The sequence below is a fragment of the Serratia sp. N21D137 genome, from assembly GCF_047530005.1.
GTDB classification, from domain to species: domain Bacteria; phylum Pseudomonadota; class Gammaproteobacteria; order Enterobacterales; family Enterobacteriaceae; genus Chania; species Chania fonticola_B.
In genome coordinates this window covers 36,440-52,660 of sequence record NZ_JBLJAJ010000012.1, presented here as the reverse complement: position 1 = coordinate 52,660, position 16,221 = coordinate 36,440, and the positions used below count along the sequence as shown (strand labels likewise).

The 16,221-nt window shown below is 55.2% G+C and carries 14 protein-coding genes; 13 read left to right on the top strand and 1 reads right to left on the bottom strand.

Annotated elements, in window-relative coordinates; translation table 11 throughout:
• Positions 1-114: 114 nt before the first annotated feature.
• From ndk to ACMV5H_RS11705, 11 genes are all read left to right on the top strand, one after another.
• The gene (gene ndk, locus ACMV5H_RS11755) at positions 115-540 is read left to right on the top strand and encodes a nucleoside-diphosphate kinase (protein WP_004952077.1); all 426 of its coding nucleotides are present in this window, start codon (positions 115-117) and stop codon (positions 538-540) included.
• Between the two features lie 209 nt (positions 541-749).
• A complete protein-coding gene (locus ACMV5H_RS11750) occupies positions 750-1,937 on the top strand; it encodes a bifunctional tRNA (adenosine(37)-C2)-methyltransferase TrmG/ribosomal RNA large subunit methyltransferase RlmN (protein ID WP_021178852.1) in 1,188 nt (395 codons plus the stop codon).
• A gap of 98 nt (positions 1,938-2,035) precedes the next feature.
• Positions 2,036-2,785: a type IV pilus biogenesis/stability protein PilW gene (gene pilW, locus ACMV5H_RS11745; protein ID WP_021807187.1), complete on the top strand. Its 750-nt coding sequence runs from the start codon at positions 2,036-2,038 to the stop codon at positions 2,783-2,785.
• Complete coding sequence (gene rodZ, locus ACMV5H_RS11740) at positions 2,775-3,758, top strand: cytoskeleton protein RodZ (protein WP_166733164.1); 984 nt, start codon at positions 2,775-2,777, stop codon at positions 3,756-3,758. Before pilW ends, rodZ begins: the two co-directional genes overlap by 11 nt.
• A gap of 47 nt (positions 3,759-3,805) precedes the next feature.
• Positions 3,806-4,927, top strand: a complete 1,122-nt coding sequence (ispG, locus tag ACMV5H_RS11735; RefSeq protein WP_021178849.1) for a flavodoxin-dependent (E)-4-hydroxy-3-methylbut-2-enyl-diphosphate synthase — start codon at positions 3,806-3,808, stop codon at positions 4,925-4,927.
• A 121-nt stretch (positions 4,928-5,048) separates the two neighbouring features.
• Complete coding sequence (hisS, locus tag ACMV5H_RS11730) at positions 5,049-6,323, top strand: histidine--tRNA ligase (RefSeq protein WP_021178848.1); 1,275 nt, start codon at positions 5,049-5,051, stop codon at positions 6,321-6,323.
• A gap of 13 nt (positions 6,324-6,336) precedes the next feature.
• Positions 6,337-6,957 carry a YfgM family protein gene (locus tag ACMV5H_RS11725; RefSeq protein ID WP_115159560.1) on the top strand — a complete coding sequence of 207 codons (621 nt, stop codon included), beginning with the start codon at positions 6,337-6,339 and terminating at the stop codon, positions 6,955-6,957.
• Between the two features lie 11 nt (positions 6,958-6,968).
• Positions 6,969-8,150: an outer membrane protein assembly factor BamB gene (bamB, locus tag ACMV5H_RS11720; protein ID WP_115159559.1), complete on the top strand. Its 1,182-nt coding sequence runs from the start codon at positions 6,969-6,971 to the stop codon at positions 8,148-8,150.
• Positions 8,151-8,307: 157 nt separating this feature from the next.
• Positions 8,308-9,795, top strand: coding sequence for a ribosome biogenesis GTPase Der (gene der / locus ACMV5H_RS11715; protein WP_021178845.1), 1,488 nt, complete (start codon positions 8,308-8,310; stop codon positions 9,793-9,795).
• Positions 9,796-9,899: 104 nt separating this feature from the next.
• The gene (locus ACMV5H_RS11710) at positions 9,900-10,856 is read left to right on the top strand and encodes an AEC family transporter (RefSeq protein ID WP_115159558.1); all 957 of its coding nucleotides are present in this window, start codon (positions 9,900-9,902) and stop codon (positions 10,854-10,856) included.
• 13 nt (positions 10,857-10,869) lie between these two features.
• On the top strand, positions 10,870-11,094 hold the full coding sequence (locus ACMV5H_RS11705) for a zinc ribbon domain-containing protein (RefSeq protein WP_021178843.1): 225 nt from the start codon (positions 10,870-10,872) through the stop codon (positions 11,092-11,094).
• A gap of 2 nt (positions 11,095-11,096) precedes the next feature.
• Here ACMV5H_RS11705 and ACMV5H_RS11700 read toward each other — a convergent pair whose 3' ends face one another.
• Positions 11,097-12,179: a LacI family DNA-binding transcriptional regulator gene (locus tag ACMV5H_RS11700; protein WP_414821883.1), complete on the bottom strand. Its 1,083-nt coding sequence runs from the start codon at positions 12,177-12,179 to the stop codon at positions 11,097-11,099.
• Positions 12,180-12,528: 349 nt separating this feature from the next.
• On the opposite strand from ACMV5H_RS11700, the gene ACMV5H_RS11695 reads away from it, so the two are divergent.
• On the top strand, positions 12,529-13,836 hold the full coding sequence (locus tag ACMV5H_RS11695) for an MFS transporter (protein ID WP_414821882.1): 1,308 nt from the start codon (positions 12,529-12,531) through the stop codon (positions 13,834-13,836).
• 11 nt (positions 13,837-13,847) lie between these two features.
• Positions 13,848-16,211 (top strand): TIM-barrel domain-containing protein, encoded by a 2,364-nt coding sequence (locus ACMV5H_RS11690; RefSeq protein ID WP_414821881.1) that lies wholly within the window; start codon positions 13,848-13,850, stop codon positions 16,209-16,211.
• Positions 16,212-16,221 lie beyond the last annotated feature (10 nt).

Genomic DNA, 16,221 nt, shown 5'->3' with positions numbered 1-16,221 from the left:
TGTTGATTTTCCCGTAGGCAAGCGTTAACAGCGCACATATAATCTGCGCCACTTGAAAGGCCGGCACCTCACCTTATCGCCCGGCCTGTTTTGGAAGACATAATAGAGGCCATCATGACCGTAGAACGTACCTTTTCCATCATTAAGCCAAACGCTGTAGCTAACAATGACATCGGCGCTATCTATGCTCGTTTCGAGCGCGCGGGTTTCAAAATCATCGCATCTAAAATGTTGCGTCTGACTCGCGAACAAGCCGAAGGCTTCTACGCCGAGCACAAAGGCCGTCCTTTCTTCGACGGTCTGGTTGAGTTCATGACCTCTGGCCCGATCGTGGTACAGGTTCTGGAAGCGGAAAATGCCGTACAGCGTAACCGTGACATCATGGGCGCAACCAACCCTGACAACGCATTGGCCGGCACCCTGCGTGCTGACTATGCAGACAGCTTCACTGCCAACGCCGTGCACGGCTCAGACGCAGTAGAATCTGCCCAGCGTGAAATCGCATACTTCTTTAACGAAAGCGAAATCTGCCCACGTTAATTGTGGTGGGGGTCTGCTGAAACCGGCAATTTACCGGCAGATACAATAAAAATGCCGTGAAAGCCGTTCAGACGTAGAAACCCGCTACTAAAATTTGTACAATGCCGCGCCCCAGGGAAGCTATCTTGCCTGGGGCGTGTCTTTTGATGACACACTTACTTTTCACTCCTTCAAGCCATAACGTGTAATAACGAGGCTAAGAGATCATTATGTTAGAACCCATCGCGCCCGAGCATACCTTGTCTGAAAATACTTCCCTGACCGTGCAAACGGAACAACCGGCTACCGCCAAAATCAACCTGCTGGATTTGAACCGTCAGCAATTGCGCGAATTTTTCGCCAACATGGGTGAAAAACCTTTCCGCGCCGATCAGGTGATGAAGTGGATGTATCACTATTGCTGCGACGATTTTGAGCAGATGACCGACATCAACAAGGTGCTGCGCAATAAATTACAACGCGTGGCGGAAATCCGTGCGCCGGAAGTCGCAGAAGAGCAGCGTTCGGCCGATGGCACCATCAAGTGGGCCATCAAGGTGGGCGATCAACAGGTCGAAACCGTCTATATCCCAGATGGCGATCGCGCCACCCTGTGCGTGTCTTCACAGGTAGGCTGCGCACTGGAGTGCAAATTCTGTTCCACGGCTCAGCAGGGCTTTAACCGCAACCTGCGCGTCTCGGAAATCATCGGCCAGGTTTGGCGTGCTGCTAAAATCCTGGGCGCGATCAAAGTCACCGGCCAACGTCCTATCACCAACGTGGTGATGATGGGCATGGGTGAGCCGCTGCTTAACCTGACCAACGTGGTGCCAGCGATGGAAATCATGCTGGATGATTTTGGTTTTGGTCTGTCCAAGCGCCGCGTTACCTTGTCTACTTCCGGTGTCGTACCCGCTCTGGACAAATTGGGCGATATGATCGATGTGGCGCTGGCCATTTCGCTGCATGCGCCTAACGATAAGATCCGCGACGAGATCGTACCGATCAACCGTAAGTACAATATTGAAACCTTCCTGGCGGCGGTACGCCGTTATCTGGAAAAATCCAATGCCAACCAAGGGCGCGTCACCGTTGAATACGTGATGCTGGATCACATCAACGACAGCACCGACGATGCGCACCAACTGGCGGAAGTGCTGAAAGATACGCCGTGCAAGATCAACCTGATCCCATGGAACCCGTTCCCTGGGGCACCTTATGGCCGCAGCTCCAACAGCCGCGTCGACCGTTTCTCCAAGGTGTTGATGGAATACGGCTTTACGACTATTGTTCGTAAAACCCGTGGCGATGACATCGATGCTGCCTGTGGGCAGTTGGCGGGAGAGGTGATCGATCGTACCAAGCGTACCCTGAAAAAGAAAATGGCCGGGGAACCTATCAACGTACGAGCGGTCTGAATCCTATAGCATGATTTTTTTGTTATCTAACAGCCTGTTATGTGAGCAGCAATCCTTCAGGCGATCGGGTAACATCGGATAAGGAAATGAGTGCAAGCATGAAGCTGAAACTGTGGGGTGTATTATTGGCGGCCAGTTTGCTGGCGGGCTGTTCCAGCTCGCAACCCGATAACGACGGGCCAGCGGTGGCGGCAGGCCAGACCCGGTTGCAACTGGGCCTGGAGTATCTGAACCAGGGCGATCTACCGGCAGCCAGGCAGAATCTGCAAAAAGCGGTCGATGCGGCCCCACAGGATTATCGTACCCAATTGGGCATGGCACTCTACAATCAGCGGATCGGCGATAACGCCGCCGCTGAACAGCGTTATCAGCAAGCGCTTAAACTTGCACCGGGTAACGGTACCGTATTGAATAATTACGGTGCGTTTCTCTGTAGTTTAGGGCAGTATGTACCGGCCCAACAGCAGTTTAGCGCTGCGGCACTGGCGCCAGAATATGGCCAGGTTGCCGACAGTCTGGAAAACGCAGGTTACTGTTTCCTCAAGGCCGGTCAAAATGATGAAGCTCGTAAGTTATTAACGCGAGCGCTGAAGATCGATCCGGACAAGGGGGCTCCGCTGCTAGTGGAAGCAGAAAAGCAATTTGGAGAAGGGAAGCGCGCGCAGTCGCAACTTTTATTGGACAGTTATCAACATGTTCTGCCGGCGAGTGCCGACAGTCTATGGCTACAGATTCGTTTCGCCGCGTTAGCGGGCCGTCAGGATAGCGTTCAACGCTATGGCAAACAGCTAGCGCGAAGTTTTCCACAATCCAAACAGTACCAGCAGTTCTTAGCTAATGAATACTGAAGATTCCCAAGATAAAACCGTATCTATGACAACAGGTCAACGCCTGCGCCAGGCTCGTGAACAACTCGGGCTGAGTCAACAGGCCGTGGCTGAACGCCTGTGCCTAAAAATGTCTACCGTGCGCGACATTGAAGACGACAATATGTCTGCCGATCTGGCTTCAACGTTCGTGCGTGGTTATATCCGTTCCTATGCCAAGCTGGTGCATTTGCCAGAAGATGAACTGTTGCCGATGATGGAAAAACAGGCACCGGTGAGAGCGGCCAAAGTGGCTCAGATGCAGAGCTTCTCTTTGGGTAAACGCCGTAAAAAGCGTGATGGCTGGCTGATGAGCTTTACCTGGCTGATTGTGTTTGTGGTCGTGGGTTTGACCGGTGCCTGGTGGTGGCAGAATCACAAGGCTCAGCAGGAAGAGATCGCCACCATGGCGGATCAATCTTCCGCACAGCTTTCTCAGCATGGTGAAGGCCAGCCAGTGCCATTGACCGACGGCAACGTGGATAATGGTGCATCGGCAGTTGTCCCAGACAACAGCCCTGCTGCGCCGTCAACCAATAGCGCTGCTACGACTCAACAGGTCCCGGCCGTGCTTGATCCTCAGGCGGCTCAACAGCCTGCTGTAGTAGCACCAAGCCAGGCTACTATCCCGGATGCGGCATCGACCGCGCCAGTCGCTCAGGCTCAGTTGCCTACCGGTGCTGCTGGCGTCAGTGCTTCGGAGGCTGATGCCAACGGGCTGGTGATGGATTTTTCCGGCGACTGCTGGGTGCAAGTGGTTGACGCGACGGGTAAATCCTTGGTCAGCGGCATCCAGAAAAGCGGTTCCCGGCTGAATCTGGCTGGCAAGGCGCCGTTTAAACTGACCCTTGGCGCACCGGCTTCGGTACAGGTCCAATTCCAGGGTAAACCGGTCGATTTAAGCCGGTTTGTCAAGTCAAACCGTGTTGCTCGTCTGACCGTTGCCGCGCAGTAATTGCGCGGCTATTGTCGTTAAGTCAGAGCAGCAGTGGAGAGTAACTGATGCATAACCAAGCTCCCATTAACCGCCGCAAATCCACCCGTATTTACGTCGGTAACGTGCCTATAGGCGATGGAGCGCCGATTGCCGTGCAATCGATGACCAACACCCGTACCACCGATGTCGAAGCGACGGTTAATCAGATCCGTGCTCTGGAGCGCGTGGGGGTTGATATCGTCCGCGTTTCCGTTCCCACCATGGACGCCGCCGAGGCGTTTCGGCTGATCAAGCAGCAGGTCAACGTACCGCTGGTGGCCGATATCCATTTCGATTACCGCATTGCGTTGCAGGTTGCCGAATACGGCGTTGACTGCCTGCGTATCAACCCTGGCAACATTGGCAACGAATCTCGTATCCGTTCAGTGGTTGATTGTGCGCGTGACAAAAATATCCCGATCCGCATCGGTGTTAACGGCGGTTCGTTGGAAAAAGATATTCAGGAAAAGTACGGCGAACCTACGCCGGAAGCGCTGCTGGAATCCGCCATGCGTCACGTGGATATTCTGGATCGTCTCAACTTTGACCAGTTCAAGGTGAGCGTGAAAGCGTCCGACGTGTTCCTGGCCGTACAGTCTTACCGGCTGCTGGCTGCCCGTATTGACCAACCCTTGCATCTTGGCATCACCGAGGCGGGCGGAGCACGCAGTGGCTCGGTGAAATCAGCCATTGGCCTGGGCATGCTGCTGTCGGAAGGGATCGGCGATACGCTGCGCATTTCGCTGGCGGCTGATCCGGTTGAAGAAGTGAAGGTTGGCTTTGATATCCTGAAGTCCTTGCGCATCCGCGCTCGTGGCATCAACTTCATTGCCTGCCCAACCTGCTCACGTCAGGAGTTTGACGTCATTGGCACCGTCAATGCGTTGGAACAACGCCTGGAAGACCTCATCACCCCGATGGACGTGTCCATTATCGGTTGCGTGGTGAACGGGCCGGGCGAAGCCCTGGTGTCGACCATTGGAGTAACCGGTGGGCACAAGAAGAGCGGCTTCTACGAAGACGGCGTGCGCCAGAAAGAGCGTTTTGATAACGAACAGATGATTGATCAGTTGGAAGCGAAGATCCGGGCCAAAGCGGCCATGATGGACGGATCCAAGCGCATTTCGATCAATCTTCTGGAAGAATAAGTCGGCGGCTATTGGCCCGCTGATTGATAATCCGAGGACTGGATTGCGCATCTGCGTTGAATAGCGGGTGGCAAAGTCCCTATAATCGGATCCATTTTATATAAACGGACAGAGAACTCACGTGGCAAAAAACATTCAAGCCATTCGCGGCATGAACGATTACCTGCCGGAAGAAACGGCACTGTGGCAGCGTATTGAAGGCACACTCAAGCAGGTGCTGAGCGGCTATGGCTATAGCGAAATCCGGTTGCCGATTGTAGAGCAGACCCCGTTATTCAAGCGCGCCATCGGTGAAGTGACCGACGTCGTGGAAAAAGAAATGTATACCTTCGAGGACCGCAACGGCGAAAGCCTGACGCTGCGCCCGGAAGGAACGGCTGGCTGCGTACGCGCCGGTATCGAACATGGTCTGCTGTACAATCAGGAACAGCGTCTGTGGTATATCGGCCCGATGTTCCGTTACGAACGTCCACAAAAAGGCCGTTACCGCCAGTTCCATCAGTTAGGGGCCGAGGTATTTGGCCTGCAAGGCCCCGACATTGACGCCGAGCTGATCCTGCTGACCGCCCGCTGGTGGAAAGCGCTGGGCATTGCCGAACACGTCAATCTGGAACTGAACTCCATTGGTTCACTGGAAGCTCGCGCCAACTACCGTGACGCTCTGGTGGCTTTCCTGGAACAGCATCAGGAAAAACTCGACGAAGACTGCAAGCGCCGCATGTACAGCAACCCATTGCGCGTGCTGGATTCTAAAAATCCAGAAGTGCAAACCCTGCTTAACGATGCGCCGCGTCTTTCCGACTATCTGGATGAAGAGTCCAAAGCCCACTTTGCCGGGCTGTGTGAACTTTTAGCTCAGGCCGGTATCCCATATACCGTTAACGAGCGCCTGGTGCGCGGCCTGGATTATTACAATCGCACGGTGTTTGAGTGGGTCACCACCAGCCTGGGCGCTCAGGGCACCGTGTGTGCCGGTGGCCGTTACGACGGCCTGGTTGAGCAACTGGGGGGGCGCGCTACCCCTGGCGTGGGTTTTGCCATGGGGCTGGAGCGTTTGGTACTGCTGGTTCAGGCGGTTAATCCGGACTTCAAGGCACCGGCCACCATCGACGTATACGTCATATCGAGCGGTGCGGGTACCCAGAGTGCGGCCATGTTGCTGGCAGAGCAGGTTCGTGATGCTGCGCCGCAGATTAAATTGATGACCAACTATGGCGGCGGCAACTTTAAAAAGCAGATCACCCGTGCAGACAAGTGGGGCGCGCGTATCGCCCTGATCCTGGGTGAGAACGAAGTCGCAGCACAGCAGGTGGTGGTTAAAGACCTGCGCAGTGGTGAACAAGAAACGCTGGCGCAAAGCGAAGTCGCTGCGCGTCTGGCTTTGATGTTAGGTTAAGGAGAAGGACACCGTGGAAGTCTATACCACTGAAAACGAACAGCTTGACGCCGTGCGCAACTTTTTTGCCGAAAACGGTAAAGCTTTGGTTGTGGGTGTGGTGCTCGGTATTGGTGCCCTGGTTGGTTGGCGCTACTGGCAGAGCAATCAGATCTCCAGCATGATGGCTGCCTCACAGTCGTATCAACAGGTTGACGTTGCCTTGGCATCGGGTAAAGCCGAAGACGTGGCAGCGGCAGAGAAGTTTATCCAGGCGAACGACAACAGCTACGGCGTGTTCGCGGCTCTGGATTTGGCTAAACACTTTGCACAACAAGGTGATTTTGCCAAGGCAGAACAGCAACTGGTGGTGGCACAGAGCCATGCCAAAGATGAAAACCTGCTGGCGTTGGTAAATCTGCGTCTGGCTCGTGTTCAGATGCAAGAGAAAAAGCTGGATGAAGCGCTGAAAACGCTGGATGGCGTGAAAGGCGAAGGTTGGATGGCCATGATGCAAGACGTACGCGGCGACGTGCTGTTGGCCAAAGGCGACAGTAAAGGTGCGCGTGAAGCTTACAGCAAAGGCATCGAATCCAATGCTTCTCAGGCGCTTGCGGCAGTAATGCGCATGAAATTGAATAACTTGTCCAGCTAAGGGGAATTCCCATGCAATTGCGTAAAACACTCTTGGTCGGACTGGTTTCCGTGACTTTGCTGAGTGGCTGCTCGTTGTTTAGTGGCGAAGAAGACGTGGTTACCATGTCGCCGCTGCCAACGGTTGAAAATCAGTTCACGCCGAACAAAGCGTGGAGCACGTCGGTCGGTGATGGTATTGGTGAGTATTACTCTCACCTGCGCCCGGCTTATCAGGACAGCACGGTTTATGCTGCCGATCGTCGCGGTACGGTGAAAGCGATGGACCTGGCCGACGGTAAACAAAAATGGAAGGCCGATCTCTCCGAGAAAACCGGCTTCTTCTCCAGCAACCTGCCTGCGCTGCTGTCTGGCGGCCTGACGGTGTCTGGCTCCAACGTGTACGTTGGCAGTGAGAAAGCGGTGGTGTATGCGCTGAATACCGAAGACGGCACAGTCGCGTGGCAAACCAAGGTTGCGGGTGAAGCGATTTCCCGTCCGGTGGTCGCCGAGGGGCTGGTGCTGATCCATACCACCAACGGTCAGCTGCAAGCGTTGAACGAGTCTGATGGTGCCATCAAGTGGACGGTCAACCTGGATATCCCTTCACTGTCACTGCGTGGTGAGTCTGCTCCGGCAACGGCCTTTGGTGCAGCGGTAGTTGGCGGTGACAACGGTCGCGTCAGCGCCGTGTTGATGCAGCAGGGCCAGTTGATCTGGCAGCAGCGTATTTCCCAGCCAAGCGGTGCGACCGAGATCGACCGCCTGAATGACGTAGATACCACGCCGGTGATTATTGACAACGTGGTCTATGCCTTGGGTTACAATGGCAACATGGCGGCGCTGGATCTGCGCTCCGGCCAAATCATGTGGAAACGTGATATGGGCTCGGTGAACGACTTTATCGTCGATGCAGGCCGTATCTATGTGGTCGATCAGAATGACCGTGTAGTGGCAATGAATACCGAAGGTGGCGTTAACCTGTGGCGCCAGAGCGATCTGCTGCACCGTAACCTGACTGCACCAGTGCTGTATAACGGCTACCTGGTCGTCGGCGATGCCGAAGGTTATCTGCACTGGATCAATACCACCGATGGCCGTTTTGTGGCTCAGCAAAAAGTGGATAGCTCCGGCTTCCTGTCCGCGCCAATTGTGGCCGGTGACAAACTGCTGATCCAGGCGCGTGGCGGCAAGGTTTACGCCTTCACTCGCTAACAGTTGTAACCCCAATCAATCGCAGGCTGTGCAGCCTGTAAGATTCATGGGATAACGGCTCCTGACGTCAGGGGCCGTTTCGTATTTTTAAGCTATGCCGCTGCTGTCTATTGCGCTGCATAGTAACGCATTGATTATTAAGTAATGAGGCTTCAACATGATACCTGTCGTTGCGCTGGTCGGGCGCCCGAATGTCGGTAAATCCACCTTGTTTAACCGTTTAACACAGACGCGCGATGCGCTGGTGGCGGATTTCCCCGGGCTAACGCGAGACCGCAAATATGGTCGTGCTGAAGTTGAGGGCAACGAATTTATTATCGTCGATACCGGAGGTATTGACGGGACGGAAGATGGCGTTGAAACGCGTATGGCCGGTCAGTCGCTGCTGGCGATCGAAGAGGCCGATATCGTCCTGTTTATGGTCGATGCCCGTGCCGGACTGATGCCTGCCGATCAGGGGATTGCCCAGCACCTGCGTAATCGCCAGAAGGCGACGTTCCTGGTTGCCAACAAAACCGATGGCATGGATCCGGACACCGCGACGGCAGATTTCTATTCCTTGGGCCTGGGCGACGTCTATGCGATTGCCGCTTCCCATGGCCGTGGCGTCACACAGCTGATTGAACACGTGCTGGTGCCGTTCATCCCGGCAAAACCGGAAGAAGTCGAGCTGACCGAAGAAGAAGCCAATGCCGCCTATTGGGCCGAGCAGAGCGGTGAGCTGGAAGAGGGTGAATATGAAGATCCGGAAGAGGACTTCAACCCGCAGGATCTGCCGATCAAGCTGGCGATCGTTGGCCGCCCTAACGTAGGTAAGTCGACGCTCACTAACCGTATTCTCGGCGAAGAGCGTGTGGTCGTGTTTGACATGCCTGGCACGACTCGCGACAGCATTTACATTCCGATGGTGCGTGACGAGCGTGAATATGTGCTTATCGACACCGCCGGGGTGCGCAAGCGTGGCAAGGTTACCGAAACCGTTGAGAAATTCTCGGTGATCAAAACGCTGCAGGCGATCGAAGATGCCAACGTCGTGTTGTTGGTGATCGACGCCCGCGAAGGCATTTCCGATCAGGATCTGTCGCTGCTGGGCTTTATCCTCAATAGTGGGCGCTCACTGGTGATTGCGGTCAACAAGTGGGACGGCATGAGTGAGGAAGATCGCGATCACGTGAAAGAGATGCTCGATCTGCGTTTGGGCTTTGTCGATTTTGCGCGTGTGCACTTTATCTCTGCGCTGCACGGCAGCGGTGTGGGTAACCTGTTCGAATCTGTGAACGAAGCCTATGAGTGTGCGACTCGCCGCGTAAACACCTCGATGCTTACCAAGATCATGCAGATGGCTGCCGAAGACCACCAGCCGCCGTTGGTGCGTGGCCGCCGCGTGAAGCTGAAATACGCGCACGCAGGGGGATATAACCCGCCTATCGTGGTGATCCACGGTAACCAGGTATCCGATCTGGCCGACTCCTACAAACGTTACCTGATGAACTACTTCCGTCGTTCACTCAAGGTGATGGGGACGCCGATCCGCATCCAGTTTAAAGAGGGTGAGAACCCGTTTGCGGGCAAGCGCAACACCTTGACGCCAAACCAGATGCGCAAGCGCAAGCGCTTGATGAGCCACCTGAAGAAGTCAAAATAACAACCGTAGGGCGTGGAATTGATACCGCGCCCTATTTTTATCCTGCTTAAACCGTTCTATTATCTGCCAATCTCACTTCTACACCGGCCTTGCAAAGGAAGCTCATGTCCTGGGAAACCTGGAGTTTTGCCTTTAGCGTCACCGTACCCAACTTATTGATGATGCTGCTGGGGATCCTGCTACGTCACTGGCGGCTGATGGACGATCGCTTTATCGATGGGGCCACCAAGCTGGTGTTTAATCTGGCGCTGCCCTGCCTGCTGTTCTTCAGCATTGCCACCAACCATCCGCAACTGCGTGATAATTTTGCTCTGGTGATCTACGGCGCGATGGGGACGATAGCGACCTTCCTGCTGCTGGAGTTCGCAGCAAAGTGGCTGGTGAAAGAGCCACGCGAGCGTGGCGTGTTCGTGCAGGGGGGATTCCGGGCGAATACCGCGATTGTCGGCCTGGCTTATGCAATGACCGCTTACGGCGATGAGGGCGTCGCGATTGCCTCGCTGTATCTGACCGTGACGGTGATCCTGTTTAACGTGCTATCGGTTATCACCCTGACGCGCAGCCTGCAAGGCGGCAACGGGCAGAAGATCAAACATCTGTCATTGCTGCGCAGTATCGTGACCAATCCGCTGATCCTCGGGCTGTTAAGCGGTCTGGCCTATGCTCAGACCGGGCTGGGGATTGCGCCCGTGCTCAAGCAGACCGGCAGCTATATCTCAGGCCTGTCATTACCGCTGGCTTTGTTGTGTACCGGGGCCAGCCTCGATCTGCGGGCAATGTTCCGTTCTTCCAACGTCGCTGCGTTGTCGTCGTCGGCTAAACTGTTTTTGGTACCGGTGTTGATGACGTTTGGGGGTTGGCTTTGCGGTTTCGAGGGCGCTACGCTCGGCATTATTTTTATGTTCTCGGCGACGCCGACCGCCTCCGGCAGCTATGTGATGACGCGCGCCATGGGGGGCAACGCGACGTTGGCCGCCAATATTATTGCGATCACCACCGTGGGATCCTTCTTTACCACCGCGTTGGGGATCTCTTTCTTGCGCTCGTGGGGCGTGATTTAAACCAGGAGGAAAGATGGACGCCTTATGTCCGGTTTGTGCTCAGCCGATGAGCTGGGTGAATGGCCACTATCATTGTGACGACTGCAACAGCGATTACCGGCAGCTTGCCGAATGCCCCGACTGCGGGCAACTGTTGCAAGAACTGAAAGCCTGCGGCGCCGTGGATTATCTCTGCCAACATGGCCACGGGCTGATCTCCAAAAAAAGGGTGAAGTTCAGCTATCAACCGGTGGAATGACCTCATACATCATAGAGCCGGTGGTCGTGCGTGCTGACCGCTGGCGACACCTTGTTTTGGCTGAGGCGTTTTACCGAGGCCCGCACCGCCAAGCGCCCGTGCAACAGCATGTTGCTGGGTGGCGCATCCGGGCGCAGCATACGGCGTTGCAATAGAGCAATGGCCTCTGCACCCAGCTCATCACGAGGAACGTGAACCGAGGTGAGCGGCACGTCGTGAATTTCTGCCAGATTAAAACCATCCGTACTCATCACCGAAACATGCTCCGGCACGTTGATATGCATCTTCTTTAGCGCATTAACCGCACCTACCGCCATATAGTCACCCCCTGCCAAGATCGCCGTCGGCAATTGCGCCCGATCGGTAACGCCGTTGATAAAGGCCGTGATGGCCTGCTCGGCTTCTTCGCTGCCGAACCCGGAAGTGGTGACCAGATGCTGGCGATCATCGAAGGGAATATTGTGCCGCATATAGGCCTGTTTGATCCCCGCCAGCCGCAGCTCCATGGTATTACGCCGTAGACATTGCAGATTAAGGATACGGCTGTGGCCCTGTTGCAACAGATAGTTGGCGGAATACTCCCCAATCAGTTGATGGTCTGGGGAGACGCTGTCTAGCCGCATCTGGCGATCGGTGCAGTTAATCAGAATGCAGGGCTTGTTCAGATCGGCGGCCAGCGTATGGATATGCTCGTCATCAATGCCGATGATCAGCACGGCTTCGGTTAACGGATCGCTCATCTTTTCCAAAAACAGTACGCTGTCGCTGTGTTGTTCCTCCAACCCGCAGTAGCGGATCCTCACATCATGTTGCGCCAGTGCGCTGGTGATCCCCTGGATCACCTTGTAGTAGAAAATATCGGTACGAACATCAAAGGCGCGTTGCGGGGCAAATACCATTACGTTGTTCAACATCAGCCTGCCGTTAGAAAGCCCCTGCAAGATACCGTTTTGTTGCGCACAGGCCAGCACTCGTTGCCGCGCCTCGGCGCTGGTGTTGGATTTCCCGGCCAACACGCGTGAAACGGTGCTGATCGAAAGCCCGGTTTGGCGCGCAATTTCCTGTACTTTCAGCTTTCCGTTCATTTTGTGATCTCCTTCAAATTCGGTCGTGAAAATTTTTTCACGGCATATTTCTGTCTTTCATACGGCTTTCTATGGCTATAACGGCGAAAATTTAACTGGTGCATGAAAATTTTTGCAAATTTCGCCATTTCACTCGCCCTCTCCGCTGGTTAGTCTGCGTTGGTACACCAATTTTATAGATTTATCAGTCCAATTTATTGGCTGGAATACAAGTAAAACAACATTAAATCATAGGGTTGTCGCAGCATTGACGTTGTATTTGTGGCCGGTGTCACAAATAACGCTGTTAACACCTCCGTTAGTAAGAGTTGCCCTACCAAAAAGGCGTATGGTCGCCACGGAGATCAAGATGAGTGTAGAAATCAATCAAACGGTAGTTGCCAGCAGCCGCCGCAAATTCAAATCGTTGCGCTGGTGGATGTTGGCCCTGTTCCTGCTGGGCGTCACGGTTAACTACATAACCCGTAACTCGCTGGGTATTTTGGCCCCTGAGCTGAAAACCAGCCTCAACATGACCACCGAGCAATATTCTTGGGTGGTGGCGTCCTTCCAACTGGCCTATACCCTGTTCCAACCGATCTGCGGGTGGCTGATAGACGTCATTGGTCTGAAGATGGGGTTCCTGGTTTGTGCCAGCATCTGGGCGGTAGTGTGCATGATGCATGCTGGTGCGGGCAGCTGGTTGCAACTGGCGATCTTACGTTTCTTCATGGGGGCAGCTGAAGCGGCGGCTACCCCGGCTAACGCCAAAGCGATTTCTGACTGGTTCCCGAAAAAAGAACGGCCAATAGCCGCAGGCTGGGCAGGGGTTGGCTTCTCGATCGGTGCGATGTTGGCTCCGCCGATCATTGTGATTGCCCATGTGTCCTTCGGCTGGCAGGGAGCCTTCCTGTTCTCCGGTGCTCTGGCGCTGATCTGGGTGGTGCTGTGGTGGATATTTTACCACTCGCCACAGCAGCACCCGAACCTGAGCCAAAAGGAGTTTGATCTGATCAACGAGGATAATGAACCGGTACTGCCGAAGCTGCCGTTCTTTAAATCGTTGGCGATCCTGTGCAAAAACAAAAAATTCTACGGCATCGCCATCCCAGCGTTTCTGGCTGAACCGGCTTGGGCGGTGTTTAGCTTCTGGGTGCCGCTGTACCTGGCCACCGAGCGTGGCATGGATCTCAAACAGATTGCCATGTTTGCCTGGCTGCCTTTCCTGGCGGCGGATATCGGCAGCGTCGCCAGTGGTTATCTCACTACGCTGTATCGCAAATGGTTCGGCTGTTCACGGGTGAACTCGGTAGTGGCCAGCTCGGTGACCGGAGCCTTCATGATGGTATCGCTGGCGTTTGTCGCGATCACCAAAGATCCCTACATCGCAATCGCGCTGATCTCCATTGGTGGCTTTGGCCACCAGGTGATCTCCTGCATGTTGAGCGCGCTGGTAGTGGAATCCTTCGATAAAAACCAGATGGCGACGGTGAACGGTATGCGCGGCTCCAGCGCCTGGATCGCCAGTTTCCTGTTTACGCTGTTGATTGGTGCCGTTTCCGACACCGTCGGCTTCAACCCGCTCTTCGTCGCCATGGGCTTCTTCGATCTGATCGGTGCGATGTTCCTGATCGGTTTGATCGCCGAGCGCGGCAAAAAACCTTCACCTACTGCTTAAGTTGGATCATTATGAAAACGTTAAAAAACTGGACGCTGGCGGGGCAATACGCGGACCGTGTTGAACTGCTGGTGGACGAGCAACACCTGTTCTGCCTCTACGTGCTGGAAAGCAATCTGTTCCGCGTGCTGATCAAACGCCACGGTGAGCTGGCGCTGGATCGTACCTGGAGTATCGCCCCGCAGGAGGATGTGCCTTGGGAAGGACGCGATCGCCTCAGCGTCGCCGGTTTTGGCCTGCCGGGCTATCAACTTAACCAGCAGGCAGACAGTTTGACGGTAGCGACCCCGCAGCTACGCGTGACGATACATCAGCCGCTCTGGCTGGAATGGGAATATTGCAACGCGGCAGGGGAATGGCTACCACTGGCCGCGGATCGCCCAACCAGTGCCTATCTGCTCAATGCGCACGGTGACGGCGTGGCGCATTATCAGCGCCGTCACAAGGGCGAACGTTATTATGGACTAGGTGAAAAGGCGGGCGATCTGGAACGTACAGGCCGCCGCTTTGAAATGCGTAACCTGGACGCGATGGGCTACAACGCCGCCAGTACCGATCCGCTCTACAAGCATATCCCTTTTACCATCACGCGCCGGGAAGAGGTCAGCTTTGGTCTGTTTTATGACAACCTGAGCAGCTGCTGGCTGGATCTGGGTAATGAGATCGACAACTATCACCTGGCCTATCGTCGCTATCAGGCCGAGGCGGGCGATCTGGATTACTATCTGTTCCTGGGGCCAAAGGTGCTCGACGTCACCAAAGCCTTCGTGCGCCTGACCGGTAAAACCCATTTTGGGCCGAAGTGGAGCCTGGGGTACAGCGGCTCGACGATGCACTACACCGACGCGCCGGATGCCCAGCAGCAGTTGCAGCAGTTTATCCAGCTGTGCCGCCAGCACGCCATCCCGTGCGATTCGTTCCAGCTCTCTTCCGGCTATACCTCGATCAATAACAAACGCTACGTCTTCAACTGGAACTACGACAAGGTGCCGCAGCCTAAACAGCTTAGCCAAGCCTTTCACGATGCTGGGTTGAAGCTGGCGGCGAATATCAAACCCTGCCTGTTGCAGGACCATCCCAAATATCAACAGGTGGCAGAACTTGGCTTGTTTATCCGCGATTCGCAAAGCGACGCTCCAGAACGTTCCAGCTTCTGGGATGACGAAGGTTCGCACCTCGACTTCACCAACCCAGCGGCGGTTCGCTGGTGGCAGCAAGGGGTGACAGAGCAACTGCTGGAAATGGGGATTGATTCCACCTGGAATGACAACAACGAGTATGAAGTGTGGGATGGAGAAGCGCGCTGCCATGGCTTCGGCAAACCAATCGCCATCAAGCATATTCGCCCGGTGATGCCGCTGCTGATGATGCGAGCCTCGCTTGAAGCACAGCAGCGCTTTGCACCGAACCTGCGGCCTTATTTGATTTCGCGTTCCGGCTGCGCCGGTATGCAGCGCTATGTGCAAACCTGGAGTGGGGACAACCGCACCAGTTGGCAAACCTTGCGCTACAACACCCGTATGGGGGTGGGGATGAGCCTGTCCGGGTTGTTTAACGTTGGGCACGATGTGGGCGGTTTCTCCGGCGATAAACCGGATGCGGAGCTGTTGGTACGTTGGGTACAAAACGGGGTCATGCACCCGCGCTTTACCATCCATTCGTGGAATGATGATGCTACCGTCAATGAACCCTGGATGTACCCGGCGGCAACGCCGATGATCCGTGATGCCATCAACCTGCGTTATCGGCTGATGCCTTACTTCTACACGCTGCTGTGGCAGGCAAGCCATGATGATGAGCCGATGCTGCGGCCAACCTTCCTCGATCATGAGCACGATGAACGCACCTTCGGTGAGACCGATGATTTCCTGATTGGCCGCGACCTGCTGGTGGCCAGCGTGGTGGAGCAGGGGCAGCGCCAGCGTGAAGTCTACCTGCCGGATAACGTTGATGGTTGGTACTGCTTCTATAGCGGCCAATGGTACAGCGGTGGCCAGAGCATAGTGCTGGAGGCACCGCTGGAGCGCTTGCCGTTGCTGGTGCGCGCTGGGGCCGGGCTCCCGATGTCACAACGGTTGGGGCATGTAGACAATGCGGCAGACGATCGCCGTGAACTGCGACTGTTCCCCACCAAGGGCTGCGGATGGTCCTCAGGCCTGCTGTTTGAAGACGACGGGGAAAGCCATGGCTGGCAGCAGAATAATGCGCTGTGGCTCCGCTGGGAGGCAGTGAGTGATAATCAGCGCATCGAGCTGACCTTCACCTGTGAAGGGCATTTCAAACCGACGTGGCAGGCGCTGAACATTGTGTTGCCAGCAGGTGAGACTCGCGAACTGTGGGTGAATGGGGTTTGTTGTGATAGCTATGTGCTATGACTGATGCCAC

Coding starts and splice junctions, on each gene's coding strand:
- ndk (WP_004952077.1), top strand. CDS start 115: ATGACCGTAGAACGTACCTTTTCCATCATTAAGCCAAACGCTGTAGCT.
- ACMV5H_RS11750 (WP_021178852.1), top strand. CDS start 750: ATGTTAGAACCCATCGCGCCCGAGCATACCTTGTCTGAAAATACTTCC.
- pilW (WP_021807187.1), top strand. CDS start 2,036: ATGAAGCTGAAACTGTGGGGTGTATTATTGGCGGCCAGTTTGCTGGCG.
- rodZ (WP_166733164.1), top strand. CDS start 2,775: ATGAATACTGAAGATTCCCAAGATAAAACCGTATCTATGACAACAGGT.
- ispG (WP_021178849.1), top strand. CDS start 3,806: ATGCATAACCAAGCTCCCATTAACCGCCGCAAATCCACCCGTATTTAC.
- bamB (WP_115159559.1), top strand. CDS start 6,969: ATGCAATTGCGTAAAACACTCTTGGTCGGACTGGTTTCCGTGACTTTG.
- der (WP_021178845.1), top strand. CDS start 8,308: ATGATACCTGTCGTTGCGCTGGTCGGGCGCCCGAATGTCGGTAAATCC.
- ACMV5H_RS11710 (WP_115159558.1), top strand. CDS start 9,900: ATGTCCTGGGAAACCTGGAGTTTTGCCTTTAGCGTCACCGTACCCAAC.
- ACMV5H_RS11705 (WP_021178843.1), top strand. CDS start 10,870: ATGGACGCCTTATGTCCGGTTTGTGCTCAGCCGATGAGCTGGGTGAAT.
- ACMV5H_RS11700 (WP_414821883.1), bottom strand. CDS start 12,179: ATGAACGGAAAGCTGAAAGTACAGGAAATTGCGCGCCAAACCGGGCTT.
- ACMV5H_RS11695 (WP_414821882.1), top strand. CDS start 12,529: ATGAGTGTAGAAATCAATCAAACGGTAGTTGCCAGCAGCCGCCGCAAA.
- ACMV5H_RS11690 (WP_414821881.1), top strand. CDS start 13,848: ATGAAAACGTTAAAAAACTGGACGCTGGCGGGGCAATACGCGGACCGT.